Genomic DNA, 25035 nt, shown 5'->3' with positions numbered 1-25035 from the left:
GGACCCGGTCTTGCGTGGGCTGCCCGTGCCGTGGGTGGCGTCATCTGCGTGACGCCGGAGGGGGACGCTCTGCGTCGCCCTGCATGCGGGGATTGAGCTCGGGGAGTGTGGCGTCCAGATCCCGCGTCTTCGGCAAGGCAGCACGCGCGCGCTGCACCGCGTGCCACAGCGCAGCTCCGTTCCAGTGCGCCGGGCGCTGTGGCGCCTGCGGGCCGTGCAGATGGCGCACCAGCGCCTCCATGGCCTCGGCGCAGGCGGTGTCGGCGTGAATGCGCCGTCGCGACGCTGGATCCAGGGTCTGCAGCCAGGCGCGCAACGCGGCGGCGGCCTGTGCGGGCTGGTTCTGCAGGCAGGTACGACGCAGGCGCCAGCGTGCCGTCGTCTCGCTCGCATGCACACGCTGCAGCGGACGGCGGATCGCCGCGGCGAGCGCGCTGCGGTGTCGCCAGGCCCAGGTGCCGAGCGCGAGCGTCAGTGCGCCGGCGGGTATCCAGCGCCAGGCCTGCGCGGTGACGGCCCGATGCGAGTGGTCCGCCGCGTCGGCCCCCAGCCCGCTGCCGGGTTCGGCGAACGGGTCCGCGGGCATCGACGCCGCCGAGACCGTCACCGTCCGGCCGGGCAGCTGGCTGATGCGCACCCTGCGTTGTTCGAGATCCCACCAGGCCAGCTCGACGGCGGGCAGATGCAGCGTGCCGGGCGCTTTCAGCACGTACGTCGCGACGTGCTCGTGGGCGGTCTGGGCGGAGTCCGCTTCCGCGGTGCGGGCGGGCGTGCTGTGGCGCTGCAGCTCGGTGCCCTCGACGCTCGCCAGCGCGGGCACGGTCGGCGGCAGCGGGGAAGGGGCGTCGGTGACGAGCGTGATCCGGCGCAGCAGCATGTCGCCGACCTCCCAGCCCTGGTCCGGGTCAGGCGTGGGCACCCACTGCTGCTGCAGCGCGAGCGCGCGCGCGGCGACGAAGGGCTTCAGCCCCTCGGCGCCCTTCGGCACGTGCACGGCCAGACGGAGCGGCGCCGGTGGCGATGCGCGCAAGGGCCGGCCATCGCCGCGTCCGGGCAGGACCGCGAGCGCTGCGGGCGGTGCGAGGACGAACTCGCCGGGGTGCAGTGGATGGACGCGGTAGTGGCGGATCAGACCGGTCCACCGCCGGCCGTCGATGTCATCGAACCTCGCTTCGGGCGAACCGCCGATCTCCTCGACGATGGCCGACTCGGTCGCCAGCGTGGCCGGGAAGTCGACCGGCGCCTGGAACCAGGTGCTGACCCAGACCTCCAGCCGGATGGTGATCGGCTCGCCGAGCTCGAATGCCGCCTCATCGTCCCGCCCCGCCGTATCGACGGCCCAGCGCAGGCGCGCCTCGGGGGCGGCGCGATCGCTGGCGAGGATGCGCCCCGGGACTGCGGCGGCCGCCGCGAGCAGTGCGGTCATGCGCAGCAGCTGGCGGCGCCGGGCATCGGGTGGGATCCGGCGCGCATTCATCGGTTTGCGGATCCGGTGTGCTCGGGGACAGACGGCTGCGCCTGCAGGGCGAACTTGCGTCGCAGGAAGGCGGCCGGGCTGGTGTCGAGGCGGCGCAGCCAGGCGTCGGCCGCCTCGGCCTCGGCGGGTGGCTGGGTGCTGCGTTCGCCGTCCTCTCCCTGTTCGTCGCCCTCGCCGGGGGCGGTGGCGGGCTCGCCCTCGTCTGCGGTCGTGGGCGCGGACAGCAGGCTGCGCACGCGTGCCTGGTCGGCGAGTGCCTCGGGCCAGCCCGGCACGCGGATCAGGGCCTGGTCGTATGCGGCCAGCGCTTCGCCGTAGCGGCCGAGGCGGGCGAGCGCTTGCGCCTGGTTGAACCAGGCCGCCCCCGAGTCCGCCTGCGCGAAGGCCTCGGCCGCAGCCTGCCAGCCCCCGGCACGGGCTGCGGCGATGCCGCGCCAGAGCGGGTCGTCGAAGAGGTCCGCGGCGCGCGCCGGGTCGCCGCGTTCCAGCCACAGGTGGCCCTGCTGGTCGCGGGTGAGCCAGAGGTCGACGAAGCCTTGTGACAGGCGATTCGTCCAGCCCGCATCGTCATCGCCGGCGTGGACGGGCGAGGGCATCGAAAGCAGGGAAAGCACGACCGTGCCGGCGAGCACCGGGCCGCAGAAGGCGCGCCAGGGGACGACCCAGCCACGGCGGAAGGACATCAGCAGCGCGAGCAGGCCGGGCCAGACCCAGTCCGCCCCGCGATCGCGCCAGCGCGTGTCGGCCGCCGCAACGGCCTCGGCCTGCTGGCGGGTGATGAGGGCCTGGATGCGTTCGAGGTCGCCCTCGTCCGCGGTCACGCTCACAAGGTTCGCGCCGGTGCGCGCGCGCAGGCTGCGCAATTCGGCGACTTCGAGGCGGGCGCGGCGCTGCGTTCCGCTGGTCTCGGTCGCGGGCCCACCCTCCGCGTTCGGGATCGGGCCGCCACGCTCGGTGCCGATCGCCCATACGATCAGGCGGTGGCGGGAGGTGGCAGTCCCGCGCTCGGCGCCGGGCTGTTCCGCTTGCGGCCAGGCGGTGGTCAGGAACAGCACCGTACCCGGCAGCCCAGTCCGCTCCAGCCAGGCATGCGCGAGCGCGAGCGCGGCTGCGGGACGCGCGCCGTCGGCGGGCATCAGTGCGGTGGACAGGACATCGATGTAGGACGCGAGAAGCTGGCGGTCGTCGGTGGGAGGCAGCACGAGGTGGGCGCTGCCGGCATAGACGATCAGGCCGGTCGGTGCGTCGCCGCGGCGCGCCATCAAGGCGTGCAGCTTCGAGCGCGCCCAGGCCAGCCGGCTGGGCGGCAGGTCGGTCGCATTCATCGCGCTCGACAGGTCGACCACCACCATGAGCGCGGCCTGTTCGCGGGCGAGTGTTGGGGGCTCGCGTTCCCAGGCCGGACCTGCCAGCGCGACGCTGAAGCAGGCCACCGCCACGGCGAGCGTGTCGGCGGGCTGCACCCAGCGCCGGCGGCCGCCATGCACGAGCAGGTGCGGAAGCAGCTTCGGGTCGATGACCTCGCGCAGCGCACGCATCTCGTCGCGGCGGCGCCCAAGGACGATCAGCAACAGCGCCAGCACCAGCCCGCCGAGCGCCCAGGGACGCAGCCAGTGCGCGGGCAGGAGGGCGTCGAACCATTCAGTCATTGCGATTGTGCCCGTGTCGGACCACGACGCGCGCTGCCCGCCAACCGTGCAGCGCGGCAGCGGCCTGGTGGGCGATGATCAGCACCAGCGCCATTGCCACGAACCAGTGAAAGAGCGGGCGCCGCGGGCGCTCGGCCGCGAGCGCCTGGTCGCGGCCCTCGAGGGCGTCCAGTTCGCGGTAGATCTCGGCGAGGCCGGCGCGGTCGTCGGCGCTGAATGCGCGCCCACCGGTGATGGCAGCCCAGGCGCGCAGTGCCTCGAGGTCCGGTTGCTCGCCGGCCGCCGCCTCGGCGGTGCCGATGGCGACAGTGTGGATGCGTACGCCCCGCTGGGCGGCGATCTCGGCCGCCTTGGCCGGCGGGATGCGACTGCCGGTGTCCACCCCGTCGGTCAGCAGCACCAGGGTGCGCTGCGGCGCCGCCGACTGCTCGAAGACCTTGATGGCCATGCCGATCGCGTCGCCGATCATCGTGCGCGAGCCGGCCATGCCGATCTGCGCTTCGGCCAGCAGCGCGCTCACCGCCCCGTGGTCCCGCGTGAAGGGCGCCTGCACATGGGCCTGCTCGGCGAAGACCAGCAGGCCGATCCGGTCGTGCGCTCGCCGCGCGAGAAACTCGTCGAGCACGCCGCGCACGACGCTCAGGCGGTCCACCGGACGGCCATCGGCATCCTTGAAATCGGTGGCCTGCATGGAAGGCGACAGGTCGATGGCCAGCAGCCAGTCGCGTGCCGACTGCACGCGCGGGACCGGCGGTTCCAGCCAATGGGGCTGCATCACCGCGAGCACGCCGGCGCTCCAGGCCTGACCGAGCATCAGCCAGCCCCATGCGCCGTGCGCGCGGACGATGGCGCCGGCACGCGGGCGCTCGCCGCTGCCGGCGACCGCGAGCGCGAAGAAGGGCACGCGCAGCGCGGTACGCCGCTCCCGGTGCGGTGGCAGGGCAACCCACAGCAGGGCGAGCGGCCACAGCAGGGCCGCCCAGGGATATTCCCAGGCCAGGTTGGCCAGCCAGTGCGCCCCCGGCCACGCGCTCATCCGCGCCTCCCCGGGCCGCTTGCGTCGTGCTCGACGCGATGCGTGCGGATCCAGCGCTCCACCAGGTCCAGGCTCGGCTCGAGCAGCTCCCAGGGCAGGGTCTCGGCGGGGCGATACGCCCAATCGCCCAGTACCTCGCCCAGGCCCACACCACTCGAGAACGGTCGGGCGGGATCGCCCAGGCTGCGATCCAGCCAGGCATGCCAGGCCGCGCCGTGCAGGGCGGCGACCTCGGCGCGCGGTGCGTGGGCGAGGGCCAGCCGGCGCACCAGCACAGGGATCTGCCGGGCGGCTGCGAGCCGCAGGGCGGGGTCCCGCATGGATGCGCGCAGACGCTGAAGCTCCGCAAGGGCCGCGCGTCGGTGCCGGCCGGTCCGCCAGCGCCGGAAGGTTCGCCATGCAAGCACGGCCAAAGCCGTCAGCGCGACGGCGGCAAGCACCGTCCAGCCCGGCGCCTGGGGCGACCAGGCGGGAACGGGCGGGACCTGCAGCGGGTGAAGCTGGTCGAGCACGGCTCGGGCGTCGATCGCGGGCGGGATGTCCGCCACCTCGTGGGGCAGCAGGCGGGGCGCGTCGAGGGTCTGCATCGATCGTTCAGCCACCACCCGGACGCGGCGCACGCGCGGCCGGGCTCGCCATGCCGCGTGCCAGCTGCAGCAGCGCCGGTTCGCTGGTGACGAGCGGGAAGACGACGCAGCCGATCTCCCTGCGCAGCGCGAGCAGGCTTTCCATGCGCGCATGCGCGAGGTCGGCCAAGCGGCTGCGCACGGCCTCGTCGGTGTGGTCGACCGGAAGCTGGAGGCTGCCGTCGGTGACGACCACGCGGACCGGGCGCGCGGTGCCGGGATCGTCGCGGATCGGCAGCAGGACCAGGTCGTTGTGGCGGGCGAGTGCGATCAGCTGCTCGCGGCTGCGCGCGCCCATGCCGTCGAGGTCGGACAGCACGACGACGACGGCATCGCGTGGCGCCCGGGCGAGCAGTTGCGCCAAGGCGGCATCGAGCTGCTCGGGATCAGCGGGGCAGGGGGTGTCGGCGCGCAGCCGGTGGTTGCGGGCAACCAGGCGGTCGAGCAGGCGCAGCAGCGAACGCCGACCGCGACCCGGCGTGATGGCGTCGATGCCGTCGTCGCCGAACACGAGCCCGCCGACGCGGTCACCCGCCGCGAGCGCACGCCAGCCCCAGACGGCTGCGGCTTCGCCCGCCACCACCGAGCGCAGCGCGCCGCGCCGGGCGAAGAACATCGAGATGCGCTGGTCCACCACCAGCCAGGTGGGGTGTTCGCGCTCCTCGCCATACACCCTGAGCTGGGTCTTGCCGGTGCGGACGCTTGCTCGCCAGTCGATGCTGCGGGTGTCGTCGCCCGGCAGGTACGGGCGCAGCTCGATGAAGTCCAGGCCGCGGCCACGCACGCGGGCGCGATGGCGGCCGGCCAGCTGGCTGTGGACCGGCGCGCCGCGCGCGGGCCAGCGCAGCCGGCGGACGGGATGTTCCAGTGCCAGCAGATCGCCCAGCGCGAGGTAGACGCCGGGCGTCGCCACTGCGCCGGGCGTCGGCCCTGCGCCAGGCGTCGGCGCCGCGCCCGCGGCGGACGCGGTGGTGCGCGCGCGCGACCAGGGCCACCCGCCGCCGGGCAGCAGGCGCTGGAGCAGGGTCATGGCGCGGCGACCAGCGCGGCAATGCGATCGATGATCGCGTCGGCCTCCACCCCCGCGGCCAGGGCTTCGTGGCTGAGTACCAGCCGGTGCCGGAGGCAGGGGTGGAGCACCGCGAGCACGTCGTCGGGGCCGACGAAGTCGCGCCCGTGCAGCCAGGCATGGGCGCGTGCGCAGCGGTCGAGCGCGATCGTGCCGCGCGGACTGGCGCCGGCCTCGATCCAGCGCGCCACCTCCGGGCTGAGGCGCTCGGGCGTGCGCGTGGCCTGGATCAGATCGACCAGATAGGTGTCGATGGCGGCCGACACATGCACGGCATGGACCGCCCGCCGGGCGTCGGCCAGCCAGGTCACGGACGCGTGTTCGGGCTGCGCCCGCCCGGCTTCGGGCACGCCAGGCAGGGCGCCGAGGGGTTCAGCGAGGCGGCCCGCATCCGTGTCGGGGTGGCACTGCGCCACGGCGAGCCGCCGGCCTTCTTCCTCGCGCACCAGGTGCAGGATGTCGCGCTCGGCAGCGAGATCCGGATAGCCGATCCGGGTCTTCATCAGGAAGCGGTCCGTCTGCGCCTCGGGCAGGGGATAGGTGCCCTCATGCTCGATCGGGTTCTGCGTCGCCATCACCAGGAAGGGCCAGGGCAGGGGATGGGTCTTCCCGGCGACGGTCACCTGGCGCTCTTCCATCGCCTCCAGCAGCGCGGACTGCACCTTGGCCGGCGCCCGATTGATCTCATCGGCCAGCACCAGCGGCGCGAACACCGGGCCCGCCTCGAAGACGAAGCGACCCTGGCCCGGCTCGGTCTGGTGATAGACCTCGGCACCGATGAGATCCGATGGCAGCAGGTCGGGGGTGAACTGGATGCGCGACAGGCGCAGGTTGAGGGCCTGCCCGAGCGCCTTGATCGCGCGCGTCTTGGCCAGACCGGGCAGGCCCTCGAGCAGCAGGTGACCGTCGGCGAGCAGGGCGATCAGCAGCGCGTCGATCAGCGCCGGCTGACCGACGATCGCCTGGTCGAGCTGCCCGCGCAGGCGTGCGAAGGCAGCGTGCGCGGTCTCGCTCATTGGCCTCCCATCCGCAGCGAGCCTCCCTTCTGCCGCGGCGGGCAGGCCTGGAAGCTGGCCATGTGGGCGCCGGCGGCGTCCGCGACCTGGCCGCCGAACCCGATGCCCATCTTCATGGCGAGATCGTTGCTCTTCTGTCCGCCATGCCGCTCGTATGGGTCCATGCGCAGGTTGAACACCAGCGAGCTCGGCTTGTGGCTGTCGAAGAAGCCCTCGCGCGTCTGGAAGTGGCTCTTCCACGCGCCGATGCGGATCGCCGTGTACTTGCTCTCGTCGTAGTAGTGGACCACGTTGCGCGCCGAGGGGGCATTGCCCGTCCAGTGCGTCAGGTTGTCGACACCGTCGATGCAGACGCCATCACGCTCCTTGAGCTTGGCCGCGACCTTGTCATGGCCGGCGGCGCTGGCCAGCGTGGTGAACATGTCCTCATGGGTCTGGATGCCGTTCGAGACCTTGCCGGCGGGGATCTTCGCCGGCCAGCGCACCAGCATCGGCACGCGCACGCCGCCTTCCCAGGTGGTGGCCTTCTCGCCGCGGAAGGGGGTTGCGCCGGCGTCGGGCCACCAGGCCACCATCGCGCCGTTGTCGGTCGTGTAGACCACGATCGTGTCGTCGGCGATCTTCAGCTTGTCGAGCAGGTCGAGCAGCTGGCCGACGTGGCCGTCATGCTCGATGAGCCCGCTGCCGTAGATGTCGAACTCGCTGGAGAGGTCGCTGGCGAGGTGACGAGACTCGGGCTTCAGGTGCGTGTAGATGTGCATCCGGGTGGTGTTCAGCCAGGCGAAGAAGGGCTCGCCCGCCTGGGTGGATTGGGTGATGAAGCGCTTGGTGCGCTCCAGGAACTCTTCGTCCACGGTTTCCATGCGCTCGGTGGTGAGCGGGCCGGTGTCGCGCACCTTCTGTTTGCCGACCTTGCCGAAACGGGGGTCGACGGTCGCGTCGTCCTCCTTGCTCGCCACGCTGTCGATCACGCCGCGCGGCCGGTAGCGCGCATTGAAGCCGGGATCCTTGCGCCACATGCGCAGTTCCGGCTCTTCCTCGGCGTTGAGGTGGTAGAGGTTGCCGTAAAACTCGTCGAATCCATGCACCGTGGGCAGGTGCTCGTTGCGGTCGCCGAGGTGGTTCTTGCCGAACTGTCCGGTGCGATAGCCCAGCTCCTTGAGCAGCTCGGCCAGCGTCGGATCGCGCGCGTCGAGCCCGACCGGCGAGCCGGGCAAGCCGACGGTGGTCAGGCCGGTGCGGATCGGCAGCTGGCCGGTGATGAAGGCCGCGCGCCCGGCAGTCGAGCTGGGGTGGGCGTAATGATCGGTGAACAGGATGCCTTCGCGCCCGATGCGATCGATGTTGGGGGTGGGCACCATCATCCCGTGACTGTAGAGGCCGACGTTCGAGTAGCCGATGTCGTCACCCATGATCACGAGGATGTTCGGCCGCTTGGGCGCCTGCGATTGTGCCTGCGCCTGCGCGCTGCCAAAGCCGGCGATGGCGGCGGCGAGGGCCAGGCGGTGCCAGCGGCGTTGGGGGTGTTTCATGAGGTATCCTCTCTCGGGTTGGGGTCCTGGGGGCTTACCGGCCGAGGCGGCGCCGGATGGCGGGCATGTCCCTGCGGACCTGTTCATAGAAGTGGGCGAGGCCTTCGCACAGGTAGTTGAGGCCGGTCTCGCCGTCGGGCGCACGCAGCAGCCGGTTCTTCGGGCATTCGCCCCAGCACAGCTGCAGGTGCGGGCAGCGCCGGCAGTGGCCGGGCAGGCTGTCATGCTTGGCGAGGCCGAACCGGACCTGCTTGTCGGCGAAGGCGAGGTCGCCTTGGTGAACCTCGCGGATGTTGCCGAGACGGTATTCGGGATAGACGAAGTGGTCGCAGGCATAGAGCTCGCCGTCGTGCTCCAGCGCCATGGCCTTGCCGCACACCGGCGCGCTGGTGCACATCTGCGCGGGCAGGCCGAGCGACTGCGCCACCGCGGTCTCGAACACATTGATGTGCAGGCGACCAAAGTCGTGCGCCAGCCATTCCGCCCACACGGCACACAGGAAGTCGCCATAGTCGCGCGCATCGACCGACCATTCGGTGACGATGGACAGCGGGTGATCGGGCCGCGTGCGCGGGGTGCCGAGCAGCGGCATGTCGGCCGGCCTGGCCAGCCCGGGCGCACGCAGCTTGAAGTCGCGCGTCTCGACGCAGGGCGTGAACTGGATGCGGAAGCTGCCCGGGATCGCGCGCAGGCTGCGATAGACCTCGAGCGGTGCCCGCGCCACGTCGCGATTGACCACGCACAGCAGGGAGAAGGGCACCTCGGCCGCCGCCAGCCGGGCGGCGGCGGCGATGACGCGGTCGTAGGTCGGCTCGCCGCCCTTGGTCGGGCGATAGCGGTCGTGCAGCTCGGGCGTGCCGTCCACGCTGAGGCCGACAACGAAGCCGTGCGCCTTCAGGAAGGCGACCCATTCGTCGTCGAGCAGCAGGCCGTTGGTCTGCAGGTCGTTCTCGATACGCTGGCCGGGCTTGCGATGGCGCGCCTGCAGTTCGACCACGCGGCGGAAGAAGTCCAGCCCCATCACCGTGGGCTCGCCGCCCTGCCAGGAGAACACCACCTCGTCGCCGGTCTGGGCCTCGATGTACTGCCGGATGTGGGTTTCCAGCAGCCCCTCGTCCATGCGCGCGTTGCGGCCGTGCTGCAGCAGGTCGGTCTTGTGCAGGTAGAAGCAGTACGGACAGTCGAGGTTGCACAGCGCGCCGGCCGGCTTGACCATCACGTGGTAGCGGTAGTGTCGCCCGGCTGGCAGGGGCGGCAGCGCGCAGCGCGGCGTGGCGGTCACGGGGTCGGCGTGGCTCACATCTCCCTCCATCCTTGTTACAGTGCCCCTGCCGTCCGGCCCGCCGATGCGGGACGTGACGACAGATGGAACCGAGTATAGGTAGCGGGGGCAGCGGTCGGAATTCGCATTCGCCATCTCCGCTCGCCATCGTTAAATGTCTGTTTAAAAAGGGACTTCAGCCTTTCGAATGGCTGAGTCCGGAACCGTCTTCGTATTGCATATGGCGCAAGGAAAGCCCGTCTCCTCCGAACGTCCCCGCAAGGGGCGCGTCCCCGCACCGCGCAAGCTGCCTTCCCAGTCGCGCTCGCGCTCGCTCGTCTCGGCGCTGATCGAGGCCTGTATACGTGTGCTGGAGGAGGAGGGCAGCGAGGCGCTGACGGTCAACCGCCTGGCCGAGGTGTCGGGCGTCGCGGTCGGCTCCTTCTACCAGTACTTTCCCAATATCGAGGCGGTGCTCGGCCAGGCCTTCGAGCACGTGCTGCGCGAGGAGGCCGCCGTGTCGGTGCCGGCGCTGCGGGCCTCGGTCGCCGGCCTCCCGCTGGAAGGGGCGCTGCGCGAGATCCTGCAGAACATGGTGAGGACCGAGCTGCGCCTGCACCGGCTGCACGCCGGGTTCCATCTCAAGTACCACCCCGAGCTGCAGATGGGCATGCGCATCGGGCCCTACGCGAGCTCGCGCGAGTTCGTCGAGGACGCCTGGCTGCCCTTCGTCACGCTCTACGTACCCGAGCTCGAGCCCGAACGCGCCGACATGGCGGCCTACATGCTGTGCATGGCCATGCGCTCGGTGATCCGGGCGGCGCTCGAGGACGCGCCGGAACGCGTCGGGCAGGCTGCCTTCCTCGACTGCCTGCTCGCCATGGCGCTCGGGATGCTCGACCCCCGCCTGCCCACCCGCGACCACCGGGACAGGGCTGGCGAAACGTGACGGGCTGGCCTGCCGAGCGCCGCGTACGCTTTTTTCTTTCGCTTTATCAGTAGCTTGCTCCCCATGTTCGGTTCCACCTAATGCGAATCGGGATGGCGGGAGTGGCTCCCTATACTTGAGGCGTCCCGGCGACAGCGTGTGCGCCGGATGCGATAGGAGCTGCGTCCCGTGAGCAAGGTCTTGACCCGTATCGACGGCCATGTGCTGACCGTCACCATCAACCGGCCCGAGGCGATGAACGCGCTCGACCCGGAAACCCAGGCCCTGATGTCCGAGGCCTTCGATGCCTTCGCGGCCGATGACGAGCTCTGGATCGCCGTGGTGCGTGGCGCGGGCGGGCGGGCGTTCTCGGCCGGCGGCGACATCCGTGCGATGCGCACCGCGCTCGAGGGCGGCGCCCCCTACACGATCCCCGCCACCGGCTACGGCGGCCTCACCAGCCGTTTCGACCTCGACAAGCCGGTCATCGCCGCGGTCGAGGGCATCGCCATGGGCGGTGGCTTCGAGGTGGCGATGGCTTGCGACCTGGTGCTCGCGACCCGCAGCTCGAGCTTCGCGCTGCCCGAGCCGCGCATCGGCGCCGTCGCCTACGCCGGCGGCATGCACCGCCTGCCGCGCCAGATCGGCATGAAGCGGGCGATGGAGCTGCTGCTGACGGCGCGCAGCATCGATGCCGACCAGGCAGCGGAGTGGGGGCTGGTGAACGAGGTGGTGGACGACGGCGCCATGGACTTCGCCATCGCGCGCTGGTGCGCGCAGCTGTGCGCCAACGCGCCGCTGGCGCTGCGCGCGACCAAGGCCGCGGTGCGCGACGGCCTGGCGCTGCCGCTCGACGAGGCGATCCGCCGCCAGGATGCGGGCGGCTACCCGGCCATCGAGGCGATGCGGGGCAGCCGCGACGTGGTCGAGGGCATCATGGCCTTCAACCAGAAGCGCGCGCCGGTGTGGGAAGGGCGCTGAGGCGGCAGTCCGCCCAGCGCGCCCCCTGCGGTGGCCCCTCAGGCCGATCCTTTGGCATCAACCCGGATGAAGCTTTCCATGCAACAGACTGATACCGATCTCGCTGCGGCTTTCGCCGACATCGTCGCGCGTCGCGCGTCGACCCGTGCCTTTCTCGCCGAGCCGCTGCCGCAAGCCGACATCGAGCGCGCCCTCGCGCTCGCCTGCCGTGCGCCTTCGAACTGCAACACGCAGCCGTGGACGATCGCGGTGGCCTCCGGCGCCGCCCGCGACCGACTGGCGGCCGCCATCTCCGCCGACATGATGCGCGGCCACATGGCGCCGGACCTGCCCTATGACGGCCGCTATGCCGGCGTCTATCGCGAGCGCCAGGTCGCCGCCGCCGAGGCCCTCTACGGGGCGGCCGGCATCGCGCGCGAGGACAAGGCCGGGCGCCAGGCGCAGTTCATGCGCAACTACGCCTTCTTCGGCGCGCCGCACGTCGCCTTCTTCTTCCTGCCTGCAGGCTTCGGCATCCGCGAGGCCGCCGACCTGGGCATGTGCGCGCAGACCTTCATGCTGGCGCTCACGAGCATGGGCCATGCGAGCTGCCCGCAGACCGCGCTCAGCTTCCACCCCGAGCGGGTACGCGCCGAGTTCGACATCGCGCCCGGTGCCCAGCTCCTGTTCGGCGTGTCCTTCGGCCGCCCCGACCCCGCGGCGCCGGTCAATGACGCGCGCCTCGGCCGCGACGTGACCGCCTGCACCCTGATCCGTGAGGATTGAGATGGACAGCTTCGACTACATCGTGGTGGGCGCGGGCAGCGCCGGCTGCGCAGTCGCCGCCCGCCTGTCGGAAGACCCCGGCTGCAGCGTGCTGCTGCTCGAGGCTGGCGGGCGCGACGACACGCTGCTGATCGACATGCCCGCCGGCTGGGGCAAGACGCAGGATCCGGCGAGCCCCTTCAACTGGGCCTTCGAGACCGAGGCCGAGCCCGGTCTCGAGGGCCGCCGCGTGCCCTTGCCGCGTGGCAAGGTGCTGGGCGGCAGCTCGGCGATCAACGGCCTCATCTACATTCGCGGCCAGCACGAGGACTACGACGACTGGGTCGCCGCCGGGGCGCCCGGCTGGGGCTGGGCCGACCTGGCGCCGTACTTCCGCCGCATGGAGCGCAACCTGGGCATCGCCGATGAGCATCACGGCCAGGACGGTCCGATCGCGGTGTCCGACCTGGTCGACCCGACGCCGCTGGCCGAGGTCATGATCCGGGCCGCCGAGCAGGCGGGCGTTCCCCGCACTCGCGACTTCAACGGCGCGCGCCAGGAGGGCGTCGGCCCCTACCAGGCCACGATCGCCCACGCGCGTCGGTGTTCGGCGGCGCATGGCTACCTGCGCCCGGCACGCGCACGCCAAAACCTGGCGGTGCACACGGGGGCGCTGGTCGCCGGCGTGGTGATCGAGGGCGGGCGCGCGACCGGCGTGCGCTACCAGCTCGGCGGGCAGGCACGGCTGGCTGGGGCGCGCGCCGAGGTGATCCTGTGCGCCGGCGCCATAGGCTCGCCGCAGATCCTGATGCTGTCGGGGATCGGGCCGGGCGCGGAGCTCGCACGCCATGGCATTCCGGTGCGCGTCGATGCGCCCGCGGTGGGCGCAGACCTGCAGGACCATCTGGTGGTGCCGCTGATGTGGCGGCTGCGCGACGGCCAGCCGTCGATGAACCCCCGCCTGGGCGGGGCGCGCGTGCTGCTCGAAGTGCTGAACTACCTCGTGCGCAAGCGCGGCGCGATGACCATGCCGGCGGCGGAGGTCGGCATCTTCCTGCGCAGCCGCGCGGATCTCGTGCGTCCCGACCTGCAGTTCCACGTGCTGCCGCTCTCGGGCGACCTCGACGGCGAGCACAAGAAGCTGCATGGCTTTCCCGGCTACACGCTGGCGCCCAACGTCTGCCGGCCGACCTCGCGCGGCGTCGTCAGCCTGGCCTCGGCCGATCCCGCGGCGCGGCCGCGCCTGCGCATGAACTACCTGAGCACCGACCACGACGTCGAGGTCACGCTCGCCGGCATGGCGTGGGCGCGGCGCATTGCCGCTGCCCCTGCACTGGCGGCGATCACCGCGGACGAGGTGTATCCCGGTACCGTCGCGACCACGCGCGAGCAGTTGCTGGACTACGCCCGCCGTGCCGGCACCACCGGACATCATCCGGTGGGCACCTGCCGCATGGGCAGCGACGCGGCCGCCGTGGTCGATACCACGCTGGCGGTACGCGGCGTGACGGGCTTGCGCGTGGCCGACGCCTCGGTGATGCCGCGGCTGATCTCGGGCAACACCAATGCCACCGCGATCGTGATCGGCGAGCGCGCGGCCGAGTTCGCGCGCGCCGCGCGGGGCTGACGTCGGCCGTCCGGATGAAGTGAGGAATGGGATGAAAATGAACAGCGATGAGATGGTGCGGCTGCATAGCGCGGACGAGGCGACGCTGCACGCCTGCCTGGAGGCGATGAAGGCCGCGCAGGCGCGTAAGGGTCTGGCCGACGCGGCCCTGCGCACCGATCGCCTCACACGGCTGATGGTTCTGCTGCGCGAGCGGGCGGACGACTTCTGCGCTGCGCTCGACGCGGATTTTGGCGGGCGGCCACGCGAGACCTCGCTGATGAGCGACGTGATGGCGACCTTCAACACGGTCAAGTACGCACGCGGGCGGGTCCGGCGCTGGATGAAGCCAGACCGGCGCGACGGCGTCGTCCCGTTCAACCTGTTCGGGGCCCGGGTCGAGGTGCAGCGCATGCCCAAGGGGGTGGTGGGCATCCTGGGGCCGTGGAACGTGCCGCTGTTCACCACCCTGGCGCCGCTGGCCTTTGCGCTCGCTGCCGGCAACCGCGCGATGCTGAAGCCGTCCGAGTTCGTGCCGCGCACTTCGGCCCTGTTGCAGGCGGCGGTCGCAGACCGGTTCGCTGCGGACGAGGTCGCCGTGTTCACCGGCGATGCGGCGGTTGCGGGGGCATTCAGTGCCTTGCCCTTCGATCACCTGGTGTTTACCGGCAGCACGACGACCGGCACCCGGGTGATGCGGGCGGCGGCCGAGAACCTGGTGCCCGTCACCCTGGAGTTGGGCGGCAAGTCGCCGGTGATCGTCGGCCGGAGCGCAGATGTGGCGATGGCCGCCGAGCGCATCGTGAGCGCAAAGGTGATGAACAGCGGCCAGGTCTGCGTCAGTCCGGACACGGTGCACGTCGCGGACGCGCTCGTCGAGCCCTTCATTGCGGCGTGTGAGGCGGTTCATCGGCGCCTGTTTCCCCCGGTCGCCGGCGATGCCGCGCTGACCTCGGTCATCGACGCGCGCCACTTCGCCCGCATCCGCGGCTACCTGGACGAGGTCCGCTCGGCAGGCGGGCGGATCGTTGACTGCGGTGGGGGCCTGGTCGCCAGCGGGCGCAAGCTGGCGCTGCATCTGGTCGTCGATGCGCCTGTCGGCAGCCGGATTGCGCGCGAGGAGATCTTCGGCCCCTTGCTGCAGGTCGAGCGCTACGCGGACATCGATGCGGTCATCGACCGCATCAACGCCGGCCCGCGTCCGCTCGCGTTGTATTACTTCGGCACCGACCGCGCGGAGGAGCGCCAGGTGCTCGAGCGCACCCTGTCCGGTGGCGTGGCGATCAACGACGTGATGCTGCAGGTCGCCGCGCACGATGCGCCCTTTGGCGGCGTAGGCGCCTCGGGCATGGGGGTGTATCACGGGCGCGAAGGATTCAACGAATTCTGTCATCCGCGCACGGTGTATCGCAGCGGATGGTGGGATCCGCGCAAGGCGCTCGGCTTGCTGCCGCCCTATTCGAAGAAGCTCTATGGGCGTTTGCTGGCAACGCTGAAGGTGTGAGGCATCGCGGCCCCGTGCATACGGGGCCGCGACGTTTCAGGCGATCGCGCGGAGCGCGAAGGGCAGCCCGGCGAGACCGGCCCAGCCCAGGCGTCCCCAGAACGCGAGCTTCGGAGACTGATGGTTCCACAGCCCCAGCGCCCCGAAGGCGCCCATGGCGCCGGCGCCCTCGATCCAGATGCCGGCGAGCCCGGCCAGGCCGAGCAGGCCCAGCATGCGGATGGCCGCGCCGGAGCGCGCGGGGAGGACCGGCCGCCGGATGCCGGCGAGTCCGGCGAGGCCGATGAGACCGATCAGCCCGACCCAGGGTGCGAACGATGCAATGGCCATGTCTGGCGTCCTTTTCTGCGATGGATGAAAAAACGGCCTGTCGGGGAGACAGGCCGTGCGTGCTTCATGACGATCCCGCGCTCAGGCGGCGACCGGGGTCTCGGAGTAGGGCGGGATGCCCTTCGGGACGTAGTAGCCCTCGCACTGCTCGAGGTACTCGTGCTTCTTCGCGCGCGGGTTGAAGAACTGCTTGTACCAGATGCGCGCCTTCATGAAGGGGCCATCGCTGGGGATGAAGAGACCGTTCAGGCACGGTGCCTTGTTGGTCCACACCTCGAAGTCCTGCGCGAAGGCGAGGCGACTGGCTTCCTGGAACTGGCGGGCGGCGATCATGTCGGTGCGCGTGGCGACCGCGCTGTTGCTCGGCGACTTGACCAGCAGCGCATGCCAGACCTTGAGCGAGCCATCCTCGACCGGCGTGTGAGTGATCATCAGCACGGCGTCGTAGAGGCCGGTCAGGTGGGAGATCAGCACGCCGGGGCCGTGGTAGATGGTGATGGTGTGCAGGATCGGGCTGACGCCGTTCTCGCCCACCAGGGTGCGGTGCGGGCCGCACTGGCGCTGGATGGCGTGGTGGGCCTTGAACTCGTTCTCGTAGCGCTGCACGGTCGAGCCGTGGATCGGGCTCAGGTGGCCGTAGTCGCAGATGTTGTCGATGACTTCCTGCGGATGCTGCTGGAGCATGCCGAGGTGGTCGAACTTCCAGTGCACCCAGGCCGGATCGTCCCACTCCTTCAGGCTCGGGTGGTCCCACTCGGGCTCGCCGCCCTCGGGGTCGTACCACACCCAGACCGCACCCAGGCTCTCGACGACCGGCCACGACTTCACTTTCGCGGCGGCGGGAATCTGGCCCTCGTGATAGGGGATGTCGTTGCACTTGCCGTCGGCACCGAAGCGCCAGCCATGGTAGGGACAGCGGATGCCGTCACCATCGACGTTGGAGCCGCCGCCGTCGATGACGACGTAGGAGGTGTTGTTCGGCGCCGCCAGGTGGGTCTTCATGTGCGGGCAATAGGCGTCGAGCAGCACGACCTTGCCGGTTTCGCGGCCGCGGTAGAGCGCGAAGTCCTGGCCGAAGAAACGCACCGACAAGGGCTTGTGGGTGTCGAGCTCGGAAGCCTCCGCGATCATGAACCAGCCGCGAGGGAAGGTGAATTCACCAAGGCGATAGTCTTTCGTTGTGGCCATGCGGGCCTCCTCTTCGTTGTGATCCAGTGTGCGATTCATCGGGCTGGCACCAGATGCTGGCCTGAAACCCCGACCCTGGCTGATTGTCGGGGGCGGCATCGGGGGGCGCATCCCCTGTTTGGACGATGGGCGGCGTCGGCGGGGCAGGGCGGCGGGAGGACGGGCCTATCGTCCTTTTGGACGTGTCCGCGTGCTGCGCTCCCGCCTAAGGTTAGGCTCGGACAACAATCACAAGGACGGAGACTCCATGGTCCACACCGCGCATTCCCCGGCAGAAGTGGCGTCCGGCACCCCCGAGCCGATCGCGTTTCCGTTCGATCCGCCCCGGCCCGACGGCGAGGTGGTCACGCTCGCCCCCGGTGTGCTGTGGGCGCGCATGCCGATGCCGATGCAGCTCGACCACATCAACGTCTATCTGCTGCGCGATCACGACGGCTGGTTCATCGTCGACACCGGCCTCAATCTGCCGGCCTCGCGCGCGCTGTGGGAGACGATCGTCGAGCAGCATTTCGACGGCCTGCCGCTCAAGGGCCTGATCTGCACGCACTTCCACTACGACCACGCCGGCTTGTCGGCGTGGCTGACCGAGCGCTTCGATGCGCCGCTGTACATGACGCATGGCGAGTACTTCACCATGCGCACGCTGGCCGGCCCGCCGCCCGAGCCGCTGCCCGACTCCATGCTCACGTTCTACCTGCGCGCGGGCATGCCGCGCGAGCGCGTCGAGGAGATGTTCGCCAAGCTGCGCCGCGATCCCTTCATGCCGCCGCAGCCGCGCGCGTTCACCCGGCTGCGCGAAGGGCAGGTGCTGCACATCGGCGGTCGTGACTGGCGGGTGGTGATCGGCGAGGGCCACTCGCCCGAGCATGCCTGCCTGTATTGCGATTCGGACCGCCTGCTGATCGCGGGCGACCAGCTGCTGCCGCGCATCACCTCCAACGTGCTGGTCTCCGACATCGAACCCGAGGCCAACCCGCTCAAGCTCTGGCTCGACTCGCTCGACCGCCTGGCCCAGCTTGCCCCCGATACCCTCGTGCTGCCCTCGCACGAGCGGGTGTTCCGTGGACTGCTGCCGCGCGTCGCGGAACTTCACGCCCACCATGTCCTGCAGTTCGACATCGTGCGCGGCCACCTGCGCGAGAACGGCAGCGCCACGGCCTTCGAGACCAAGAGCAAACTGTTTCCGCGCGTGCTCAGCGCCGTCGAAGACATGATGGCGCTCGGCGAGACGATCGCCCATCTGTCCTGCCTGCGCTACGCGGGCGAGGTTCGCCGCGTGCTGGACGACGACGGGCTTTACCGCTTCAGCCTTGCAAACTGATCTTCAGGAGTTACCGATGTCCCCGCTTTCCGAACTGGCCCACAAGGTTCGAGCCCAGCTGACCGCGCCCGGCGCGCCCTTCGAGACGATGGAGGCCGAGGTCGACGGGCGCACCGTGCGCGTCTACCGCAACGCCTTTCCCAACCTGCCTGCGCTGATCTCCAGCGCACGCGCGCACGGCGCCAAGCCGTTCATCCGCTTCCAGGGCGAGACCTGGAGCTTCGACCGCTTCTTCGCCGAGGCGGACGCGATCGCCGCGCAGCTGCGCGCCTGGGGCGTGCAGCCGGGCGACCGGGTCGCGATCGCGATGCGCAACCGGCCGGAGTGGGCGGTGGTGTTCGCGGCCGCCGCGCTGATCGGCGCGGTGCCGGCGCCGCTCAACAGCTTCGGGCTCGGCGAGGAGCTGCATGCGGCGATCGACGACGTCGAGCCGCGCGTATTCGCCTGCGACGCCGAGCGCCTGGCCCGCATCGACGGCAATACCCGGGTGGCGGGCTGCCGCATTCTGTGCGTCGGCGAGGGCGACCTGCCGGCCGCTGCTGCCGACTATCGCGCGCTCGCGAGCCAGGCGGCAGAGCCGGCACCCGCGCCGGCGCTCGGACCGGACGACCCGGCCCTGATTCTGTTCACCTCGGGTGCGACCAGCCGTGCCAAGGGCGTGCTGTCCTCGCAGCGCGCGGTCTGCCAGGCCCTGTTCAACATCGACTTCATCGGTGCACTGTCGGGCATGACCTCGCCCGAGGCGGTCGCGGCGCTGATGGCCAAGGGCCTGCCGCCGACCACGCTCACCGCGGTGCCGCTGTTCCACGTCAGCGGCCTGCATGCGCAGCTGCTGAACTCGCTGCGCAACGGCCGCCAGCTCGTGTTCGTGACGCGCTGGGATCCGGCGCAGGCGATCGAGGTCATCCGCGAGGAGCGCATCACCCAGTTCAACGGGGCGCCGTCGATGGTGATGCAGCTTCTGGCCCAGCCGGGCTTCGACGATCCGGCGCAGACCGGGACCCTCGCCGGGCTGGGTTTCGGCGGAGCAGGCCTGCCGCAGCGGCTGATCGAAGAGGTCATGCGCCGGCGCCCGAACTCGCTGTCCGGCATTGGCTTCGGCCTCACCGAAACCAATGGCGTGGGTGCCGCCGCCTCGGGTGCGCTGTTCGCCTACAAGCCGCGCAGCTCGGGCGTCACCTCGCCGATCGTCGAGGTACGCATCGCCGACGCCATGGGCCAGCCGCTGCCGGCGTGCGAGCAGGGCGAGATCTGGTTGCGCGGCGTCACCATCATGAAGGGCTACTGGCGCAACGCGGACGCCACCGGCGCGGCGATGCAGGACGGCTGGTTCCGCACCGGCGACGTCGGCTATGTGGATGACGAGGGCTTCCTGTTCGTCGTCGATCGCATCAAGGACGTCATCAACCGCTGCGGCGAGAAGATCGCCGCGGCCGAGGTCGAGTCCTGCCTGCTGCAGCAGCCCGAGGTGCTCGAGGCCGCGGTGTTCGCGGTACCCGACGAGGAGACCGGCGAAGCGATCGCCGCGGTGGTATCGGTGCGCGAGGGCTGCGGCCTGGATGCCCAGGCCCTGCGTGCGCACGTGGGTGCCCACCTCGCCGCCTACAAGGTCCCGGCCGTCGTTCACGTGCTCACCGACCCCTTGCCGCGCAACCCGGCCGGCAAGCTGCTGAAGGCGCAGCTGCGCAGCGCGTTCATCGCGACCACGCAGGCCTGAAAAAAGTTCGCTCCATCGCGCCGACTTAGTCCCATCGGACGATGTAGCAGGTGACCCGAAAACAAAACAATGCAACCGGATGCAGAAGCGGCGCGCGTCAGAAGCTGCGGCACCTGCATCCGGTTCGCTGGATCAATCGGGACATTTGAAACGCCCACCAGGAAGGAGACTTAAATGATTAAAACCCGTGTTTGGGTGCCGGTCATGACCACGATCGCGATGTCGATGGCTTCCGGTAATGCAATGGCGAAGGTGACCGAGGCCGAAGCCGCCAAGCTTGGCAAGGAACTTACTTGCGTCGGCGCCGAAGCCGGCCCGAACGCGGACGGCAGCATTCCCGCCTTCTCCGGCAAGTGGCTGGGCAAGCCGCCGCACGTCGAGTACACGCTCCACTCCGGCCAGCATCCGGTCGACGTCTATCCGGAAGACAAGCCGCTGTTCGAGATCACCGCGGCGAACATGGAAAAGTACGCCGACAAGCTGAGCGACGGCCAGAAGGCCCTGTTCAAGCGCTTTCCCGACACCTTCCGCATGCCGGTTTATCAGAGCCGCCGTGACTTCCGCTACCCGGACGTGATCTGCGAGCTGGCGAAGAAAAATGCGCTCGAGGCGGAGCTGATCGATGGCGGCCTCGGCTACACGGGCTACAAGGGGCCGGTCGGCTTCCCGATTCCCAAGGCGCCGATGGAAGTCCTCGCCAACATGAACTTCCCCTACCGTGCCTTCACCGAGCACATCGTGCGCGACATCGCCGACGTGGCGTCGGACGGCAGCGTCACCTGGGGCCGGCAGGTCAACAAGAACCTGAACGTGGTCACCTCGCCCGATGAGCTCGGCAAGCCGATGGAAGGGCTGATGGCCTACTCGATCTCCGGCACCCTGCTGCCCGAGCGTGATCGCGGCAGCTTCACCGCCTCGCAGGAGCCGGTGAACTTCGCGCGGGCCAAGCGCCTGGCGTGGCAGTACGACCCGGGCACCCGTCGCGTGCGCCAGCTGCCGACCTACGGCTTCGACTCCCCGATGGGTGGTACCGGCGGCAAGATGACCATCGACCAGGACCGCCTGATGAACGGCGACCCGAGCCGCTACGAGTGGACGCTGCACGGCAAGAAGGAGATGTACATCCCGGCGAACGCCTACCGCATCCATTCGAAGAACGTGAAGTACGCCGACCTGCTGACCAAGGGCCATGCCAACCCCAACTACATGCGCTACGAACTGCGCCGGGTCTGGGTGCTTGAGGGCAAGCTCAAGGAGGGCTACCGCCACGCCTTCGGCAAGCGCGTGATGTTCATCGACGAGGACAACTGGCAGGCCTCGGTGGGTGACTACTACGACACCCGCGGCGAGCTGTGGCAGCACGCCTTCATCAACCACTTCTACGCCTTCGACCTGAACGCCTGGCAGGCCGGCACCGCCTTCTACCACGACCTGAACTCGGGGGCCTATGTCGGCTTCAACCTGGTCCAGGAGCGCGACAAGGCATGGGTGCTCAATGCCGGCGACCTGACCCCCGACATGTACACCCCCGCCGCGCTGCGTGCGATGGGCCAGTGAGCGATCAAAGCAAACGATAGGGAGCACGCAGCATGAAACTGCACAAGAAGATGAAGCCGGTTGCGCTCGCCGTGATCGGGATGGGGGTGATGTCGCCGGCCTTCGCGGGCAAGGCGATCGAGTTCGACAATGGGATGGTGCTCGACTGGCGGGTCAACTCGACCTACACGATGTCGACCCGGCTGGAGTCGCGCGACGCCCTACTGTCCTCGGAAGCGACGAACGCCAACGGCAATGACGGCAACAACAACTTCGACCGGGGCGCGCTGACTGCCAACCGCCTCAGCCTGTTGCTCGACGCCAAGCTGACCAAGGGCAACTCCGGCCTGGTGATGTCGGCGAGTACCTTCTACGACGACGTCTATCACCGCTCGAACGACAACTCGCTTTCGACCTCGCCCAACAAGCTGTCGGGCGCGCCGGACGAGTTCAACAGTGCGACCAAGCGCTACCACGGCGGCTACAGCCGCCTGCTCGACCTCTACGGCTACACGTCGGTGGATATCGGCGAGGAGGGCCGGGCCACGTTCCGCCTCGGCAAGCACGTGGTCTCCTGGGGCGAGGCGCTGTTCTTCCCCGGCATCTCGCTTGCGCAAGGCCCGGCGGACGGCACCAAGACCGGCGTGCCGGGCACCGAGGTCAAGGACCAGCTGCTGCCCGAGGACCAGCTCTCGGTGCAGTACGAGGTCAACGACAAGCTGTCGCTTCTCGGCCATGTCCAGTACAACTGGCATGAGACGATCGCGCCGGCAGTGGGGTCCTTCCTGAGCACGAGCGACGTCACGGGGCCGGGGGCGGAGTGCCTGAAGGTCAGCGGCTTCTGTGCGGTGCAACGCACTGCCGACGATCGCCCGGGAAAGACGGGGCAGTGGGGCGTCGGGACACGCTATCGCGTAACGGATGAGACCGAGGTCGGCCTGTACTACCTCAACTATCACGACCGTACGCCGAACGTGGACACGAATTTCATCAGTGGCCCGTCCTACTCGATTCGTTACCAGGAAGATGTGAAGCTCCTTGGCGCGACTTTGAGCACGACGTTCGGGGTTGCGACGCTCGGCATGGAAGTGTCCTACAAGAAGGATGCGCCGGCCCTGGTCAAGACGGCGCTGGTCAACCGCGGCGTGGCCTCGGTGATTCCGACCGCGACGACGGCAGACATCCTCCAGACCAACGTCAATACGTTCATCAACCTTGGGCGTACCTGGCTCGCACCTCAGTCGCAACTGCTTGCCGAAATCTCGTATGTCGACGTGCGCAATCCCGCCGCCCGTCGCGTTCCGGGGGCCAGCTCACTGCCGGCAGCGTTCGTCGATTTCGTGGCGCCCGAGAACAGCGACCTGTTCTTCGGCAGCCATGGCATGGCGTTCCAGGCGCTCCTGAGCTCGACCTATCCTGGAATCGTCGAGAACTGGGAGCTGGGCACGACCGTCGCCTATGCGCGTCAGCTGCAGGGTCGCACCCTCCTGGGCGGCGTCGGGGGTGAGGGCGACCACCGCTTGAGCGTGGGCGCCACCATGACCTACAAGCGCAACTTCCAGGTCGGTCTCACCTATCTCGGTTACTTCGGCGATGCCAATCTGGGTCGTCTCGGGATCGAGGGGCCGAAGAATTTCCGTGGCCTGACCGACCGCGACCAGCTCTCGCTGACGATGAAGTATTCGTTCTGATCTGACGTTCCGCTGCAGCCGAAGCCCGCGGGGTCTATCCGACCCGCGGGCTTTTTGTCGTCCATCTTCCGCCCGGTAAAAAGATGAACGCCACTGGCTCGACGAGGCAGTGGCGTTCTTCGGGCCCTTCTCAGCAAGGGCGTCCTGCGCGGCGGGGCCGATCCCCTGGCCGGCCCCGCCTCCCGCTCACCCGGCTTGGGCAGCCGAGGCCAGTGCGCTCTGCGCCACTTCCTTCGCCCACACGTAGTTCGCCTTGCCCGCGGCCGAGCGCAGCACCTCCGGTACGGTCACGATCTCCTTGGGCACCTTGTAGCCGGCCAGGTGCGCGTGGCACAGCGCCTTGAGCGCATCGAGGTCGAGCGTCATCCCCGGTCGCACCGACACCACCGCCGTCACCTTCTGCCCCCAGCGCGGGTCGGACAGGCCGACGACGACGGCGTCGAGGATCTGCGGGCTCATGCGCAGGACCTCCTCGACCTCTTCCGGGAACACCTTCTCGCCGCCGGTGTTGATGCAGTTGTTGCCGCGGCCGAAGATCACGATCGAGCCGTCCTCGTCGCGCCGGGCGGCATCGCCGGTGATCGCGTAGCGCGTGCCGTCGATGGTGACGAAGGTCTCGGCGGTCTTGGCCGGATCACGGTAGTAGCCGAGCGGCAGGTAGCCGCTGCGGGCAAGGATGCCAGACTCGCCCGGCGCGGCGATGCGCTTGCCCTCGACCACGACGGCGAGGTCCGGGCGCGCCGCGATCTTGATCATGCCGCCTTCGACCGGCTTGGCGCCCATGCCGAGCTGGCCGCCCTCGGACGAGCCCATGCCGTCGCTGAAGTAGACGTTCGCCGGCAGGAAGGGCTTGAGGGCCTCCTTGACGTGGGCCGACATCACGGCGCCGCCGTTGCCGAACAGGAACAGCGCGGACAGGTCCCAGCGCCCCGGGTGGGCCTTCAGGGCGTCGAGGATGGGCAGCGCCATGGCGTCGCCGACGAGGGTGATGCCGTTCAGCTTCTCGGTCGCGGCGATGTCGAGCACATGCTCGGCGTTGAAGTGGTGCTGGTCGTTGAGCACCACGGTGTGGCCGGCGAACAGCGACACCATGGTGGCCCAGTGTGCGGCGCCATGCATCAGCGGCGCGACCGGCATGAAGCGCAGCGGGTGCGCCTTGCGGATGCGGTCGGCGAGCTGTTCCGGGGTGGTCACCGGACCGTCGGCCGGGGCGTAGAAGCCGCCGCCGCCGAGGCAGCCGAAGAAGAGGTCCTTGTGCGGCCACATCACGCCCTTGGGCTTGCCGGTGGTGCCGCCGGTGTAGAGCAGGGAGAGGTCATCGTCGCTGCAGCGGACGTCCTGCAGGGCGCGGGTGTCGTCCATCCGCGCGTGCTCGTACGCGGTGGCGCCGGCCAGCGCGGGCGCGCCGCCGCCGGTACGTACCTTCACCTTCAGCCCGGGCGCCGCGTCGAGCACCTCGGCGACGGCGGGCTCGAGCTCGGCGCTGTAGAACAGCGCCTTGATGCCGGCGTTGTCGTAGATGTAGCGCAGCTCGTCGGCGACGTAGCGGTAGTTGATGTTGGCCGGCACCGCGCGCACGCGGCAGGCGGCGAGGAAGGCCTCGAGGTATTCGGCCGAGTTGTACATCTGCAGACCGACGACGTCGCCCGGGCCGATGCCCTGGGCGTGCAGCCAGGCGGCGAGGCTGTCGACGCGCTCGGCCATCTGGCGGTAACTGCGGCGGGTGTCGCCGATGACCAGCGCGTCGCGCTCGGGTACGGTCTCGGCGGTGATCGCGAACAGGTCCGCGAGGCTGAAGGTGCGTGGGTTCATGATGTCTCCGT

At 69.9% G+C, this 25035-nt stretch carries 20 protein-coding genes; 9 read left to right on the top strand and 11 right to left on the bottom strand.

Annotation, left to right across the window (positions count from 1 at the left end):
* Window positions 1-40: 40 nt before the first annotated feature.
* From AAG895_RS09940 to AAG895_RS09905, 8 genes are read right to left on the bottom strand one after another with little or no spacing between them, the layout of a single operon-like run.
* Window positions 41-1426, bottom strand: coding sequence for a hypothetical protein (locus AAG895_RS09940; protein ID WP_345791861.1), 1386 nt, complete (start codon window positions 1424-1426; stop codon window positions 41-43).
* A 47-nt stretch (window positions 1427-1473) separates the two neighbouring features.
* Window positions 1474-3126, bottom strand: coding sequence for a VWA domain-containing protein (locus AAG895_RS09935; RefSeq protein ID WP_345791860.1), 1653 nt, complete (start codon window positions 3124-3126; stop codon window positions 1474-1476).
* A complete protein-coding gene (locus AAG895_RS09930) occupies window positions 3119-4162 on the bottom strand; it encodes a VWA domain-containing protein (protein WP_345791859.1) in 1044 nt (347 codons plus the stop codon). Before AAG895_RS09930 ends, AAG895_RS09935 begins: the two co-directional genes overlap by 8 nt.
* Entirely contained in the window at window positions 4159-4749 is a 591-nt protein-coding gene (locus AAG895_RS09925) for a DUF4381 domain-containing protein (RefSeq protein WP_345791858.1), read from the bottom strand. The genes AAG895_RS09930 and AAG895_RS09925 overlap by 4 nt, the downstream gene beginning before the upstream one ends.
* A 7-nt stretch (window positions 4750-4756) precedes the next feature.
* Window positions 4757-5818, bottom strand: a complete 1062-nt coding sequence (locus AAG895_RS09920; protein ID WP_345791857.1) for a DUF58 domain-containing protein — start codon at window positions 5816-5818, stop codon at window positions 4757-4759.
* On the bottom strand, window positions 5815-6873 hold the full coding sequence (locus AAG895_RS09915) for an AAA family ATPase (protein WP_345791856.1): 1059 nt from the start codon (window positions 6871-6873) through the stop codon (window positions 5815-5817). The genes AAG895_RS09920 and AAG895_RS09915 overlap by 4 nt, the downstream gene beginning before the upstream one ends.
* Window positions 6870-8405 (bottom strand): arylsulfatase, encoded by a 1536-nt coding sequence (locus tag AAG895_RS09910; protein ID WP_345791855.1) that lies wholly within the window; start codon window positions 8403-8405, stop codon window positions 6870-6872. Before AAG895_RS09910 ends, AAG895_RS09915 begins: the two co-directional genes overlap by 4 nt.
* A gap of 34 nt (window positions 8406-8439) precedes the next feature.
* Window positions 8440-9705: an anaerobic sulfatase maturase gene (locus tag AAG895_RS09905; protein ID WP_345791854.1), complete on the bottom strand. Its 1266-nt coding sequence runs from the start codon at window positions 9703-9705 to the stop codon at window positions 8440-8442.
* 169 nt (window positions 9706-9874) lie between these two features.
* Here AAG895_RS09905 and AAG895_RS09900 point away from each other — a divergent pair, with 169 nt between their 5' ends.
* The 5 genes from AAG895_RS09900 (at window position 9875) to AAG895_RS09880 (ending at window position 15429) form a co-directional block, all read left to right on the top strand.
* Window positions 9875-10615, top strand: coding sequence for a TetR/AcrR family transcriptional regulator (locus AAG895_RS09900; protein WP_345791853.1), 741 nt, complete (start codon window positions 9875-9877; stop codon window positions 10613-10615).
* A 168-nt stretch (window positions 10616-10783) separates the two neighbouring features.
* Window positions 10784-11575, top strand: a complete 792-nt coding sequence (locus AAG895_RS09895) for an enoyl-CoA hydratase-related protein (protein WP_345791852.1) — start codon at window positions 10784-10786, stop codon at window positions 11573-11575.
* Between the two features lie 78 nt (window positions 11576-11653).
* Window positions 11654-12340, top strand: a complete 687-nt coding sequence (locus AAG895_RS09890) for a nitroreductase (protein ID WP_345791851.1) — start codon at window positions 11654-11656, stop codon at window positions 12338-12340.
* Window position 12341: 1 nt separating this feature from the next.
* Window positions 12342-13946, top strand: a complete 1605-nt coding sequence (locus AAG895_RS09885; protein WP_345791850.1) for a GMC family oxidoreductase N-terminal domain-containing protein — start codon at window positions 12342-12344, stop codon at window positions 13944-13946.
* Between the two features lie 37 nt (window positions 13947-13983).
* Window positions 13984-15429, top strand: coding sequence for an aldehyde dehydrogenase family protein (locus AAG895_RS09880; RefSeq protein WP_345791849.1), 1446 nt, complete (start codon window positions 13984-13986; stop codon window positions 15427-15429).
* A gap of 36 nt (window positions 15430-15465) precedes the next feature.
* Here the strand turns inward: AAG895_RS09880 and AAG895_RS09875 are convergent, their stop codons facing one another.
* Together AAG895_RS09875 and AAG895_RS09870 are read right to left on the bottom strand one after the other, a co-directional pair.
* A complete protein-coding gene (locus AAG895_RS09875) occupies window positions 15466-15759 on the bottom strand; it encodes a hypothetical protein (RefSeq protein ID WP_345791848.1) in 294 nt (97 codons plus the stop codon).
* An 81-nt stretch (window positions 15760-15840) separates the two neighbouring features.
* The gene (locus AAG895_RS09870; RefSeq protein ID WP_345791847.1) at window positions 15841-16947 is read right to left on the bottom strand and encodes a Rieske 2Fe-2S domain-containing protein; all 1107 of its coding nucleotides are present in this window, start codon (window positions 16945-16947) and stop codon (window positions 15841-15843) included.
* Between the two features lie 247 nt (window positions 16948-17194).
* Here AAG895_RS09870 and AAG895_RS09865 point away from each other — a divergent pair, with 247 nt between their 5' ends.
* The 4 genes from AAG895_RS09865 to AAG895_RS09850 all read left to right on the top strand — a co-directional run bounded on the left by AAG895_RS09865 (window position 17195) and on the right by AAG895_RS09850 (window position 23212).
* On the top strand, window positions 17195-18268 hold the full coding sequence (locus AAG895_RS09865; protein ID WP_345791846.1) for an MBL fold metallo-hydrolase: 1074 nt from the start codon (window positions 17195-17197) through the stop codon (window positions 18266-18268).
* A 16-nt stretch (window positions 18269-18284) separates the two neighbouring features.
* Window positions 18285-19985, top strand: coding sequence for a class I adenylate-forming enzyme family protein (locus tag AAG895_RS09860; protein WP_345791845.1), 1701 nt, complete (start codon window positions 18285-18287; stop codon window positions 19983-19985).
* A 174-nt stretch (window positions 19986-20159) separates the two neighbouring features.
* On the top strand, window positions 20160-21542 hold the full coding sequence (locus AAG895_RS09855) for a DUF1329 domain-containing protein (protein ID WP_345791844.1): 1383 nt from the start codon (window positions 20160-20162) through the stop codon (window positions 21540-21542).
* 32 nt (window positions 21543-21574) lie between these two features.
* On the top strand, window positions 21575-23212 hold the full coding sequence (locus tag AAG895_RS09850; RefSeq protein WP_345791843.1) for a DUF1302 family protein: 1638 nt from the start codon (window positions 21575-21577) through the stop codon (window positions 23210-23212).
* 186 nt (window positions 23213-23398) lie between these two features.
* Here AAG895_RS09850 and AAG895_RS09845 read toward each other — a convergent pair whose 3' ends face one another.
* Window positions 23399-25024 carry an AMP-binding protein gene (locus tag AAG895_RS09845; RefSeq protein WP_345791842.1) on the bottom strand — a complete coding sequence of 542 codons (1626 nt, stop codon included), beginning with the start codon at window positions 25022-25024 and terminating at the stop codon, window positions 23399-23401.
* Window positions 25025-25035: the final 11 nt, after the last annotated feature.

The sequence above is a fragment of the Thauera sp. JM12B12 genome (genome assembly GCF_039614725.1).
In the GTDB taxonomy this organism is placed as follows: Bacteria; Pseudomonadota; Gammaproteobacteria; order Burkholderiales; family Rhodocyclaceae; genus Thauera.
Note: the sequence above shows the minus strand (reverse complement) of the source record. Positions and strands in the feature narration are given on the sequence as shown.

Excerpts from the sequence above, each read along its gene's own strand:
- AAG895_RS09940 (WP_345791861.1), bottom strand. The coding sequence starts at position 1,426 with ATGACCGCACTGCTCGCGGCGGCCGCCGCAGTCCCGGGGCGCATCCTC.
- AAG895_RS09935 (WP_345791860.1), bottom strand. The coding sequence starts at position 3,126 with ATGACTGAATGGTTCGACGCCCTCCTGCCCGCGCACTGGCTGCGTCCC.
- AAG895_RS09930 (WP_345791859.1), bottom strand. The coding sequence starts at position 4,162 with ATGAGCGCGTGGCCGGGGGCGCACTGGCTGGCCAACCTGGCCTGGGAA.
- AAG895_RS09925 (WP_345791858.1), bottom strand. The coding sequence starts at position 4,749 with ATGCAGACCCTCGACGCGCCCCGCCTGCTGCCCCACGAGGTGGCGGAC.
- AAG895_RS09920 (WP_345791857.1), bottom strand. The coding sequence starts at position 5,818 with ATGACCCTGCTCCAGCGCCTGCTGCCCGGCGGCGGGTGGCCCTGGTCG.
- AAG895_RS09915 (WP_345791856.1), bottom strand. The coding sequence starts at position 6,873 with ATGAGCGAGACCGCGCACGCTGCCTTCGCACGCCTGCGCGGGCAGCTC.
- AAG895_RS09910 (WP_345791855.1), bottom strand. The coding sequence starts at position 8,405 with ATGAAACACCCCCAACGCCGCTGGCACCGCCTGGCCCTCGCCGCCGCC.
- AAG895_RS09900 (WP_345791853.1), top strand. The coding sequence starts at position 9,875 with ATGGCTGAGTCCGGAACCGTCTTCGTATTGCATATGGCGCAAGGAAAG.
- AAG895_RS09890 (WP_345791851.1), top strand. The coding sequence starts at position 11,654 with ATGCAACAGACTGATACCGATCTCGCTGCGGCTTTCGCCGACATCGTC.
- AAG895_RS09885 (WP_345791850.1), top strand. The coding sequence starts at position 12,342 with ATGGACAGCTTCGACTACATCGTGGTGGGCGCGGGCAGCGCCGGCTGC.
- AAG895_RS09880 (WP_345791849.1), top strand. The coding sequence starts at position 13,984 with ATGAACAGCGATGAGATGGTGCGGCTGCATAGCGCGGACGAGGCGACG.
- AAG895_RS09875 (WP_345791848.1), bottom strand. The coding sequence starts at position 15,759 with ATGGCCATTGCATCGTTCGCACCCTGGGTCGGGCTGATCGGTCTCATC.
- AAG895_RS09870 (WP_345791847.1), bottom strand. The coding sequence starts at position 16,947 with ATGGCCACAACGAAAGACTATCGCCTTGGTGAATTCACCTTCCCTCGC.
- AAG895_RS09865 (WP_345791846.1), top strand. The coding sequence starts at position 17,195 with ATGGTCCACACCGCGCATTCCCCGGCAGAAGTGGCGTCCGGCACCCCC.
- AAG895_RS09860 (WP_345791845.1), top strand. The coding sequence starts at position 18,285 with ATGTCCCCGCTTTCCGAACTGGCCCACAAGGTTCGAGCCCAGCTGACC.
- AAG895_RS09855 (WP_345791844.1), top strand. The coding sequence starts at position 20,160 with ATGATTAAAACCCGTGTTTGGGTGCCGGTCATGACCACGATCGCGATG.
- AAG895_RS09850 (WP_345791843.1), top strand. The coding sequence starts at position 21,575 with ATGAAACTGCACAAGAAGATGAAGCCGGTTGCGCTCGCCGTGATCGGG.
- AAG895_RS09845 (WP_345791842.1), bottom strand. The coding sequence starts at position 25,024 with ATGAACCCACGCACCTTCAGCCTCGCGGACCTGTTCGCGATCACCGCC.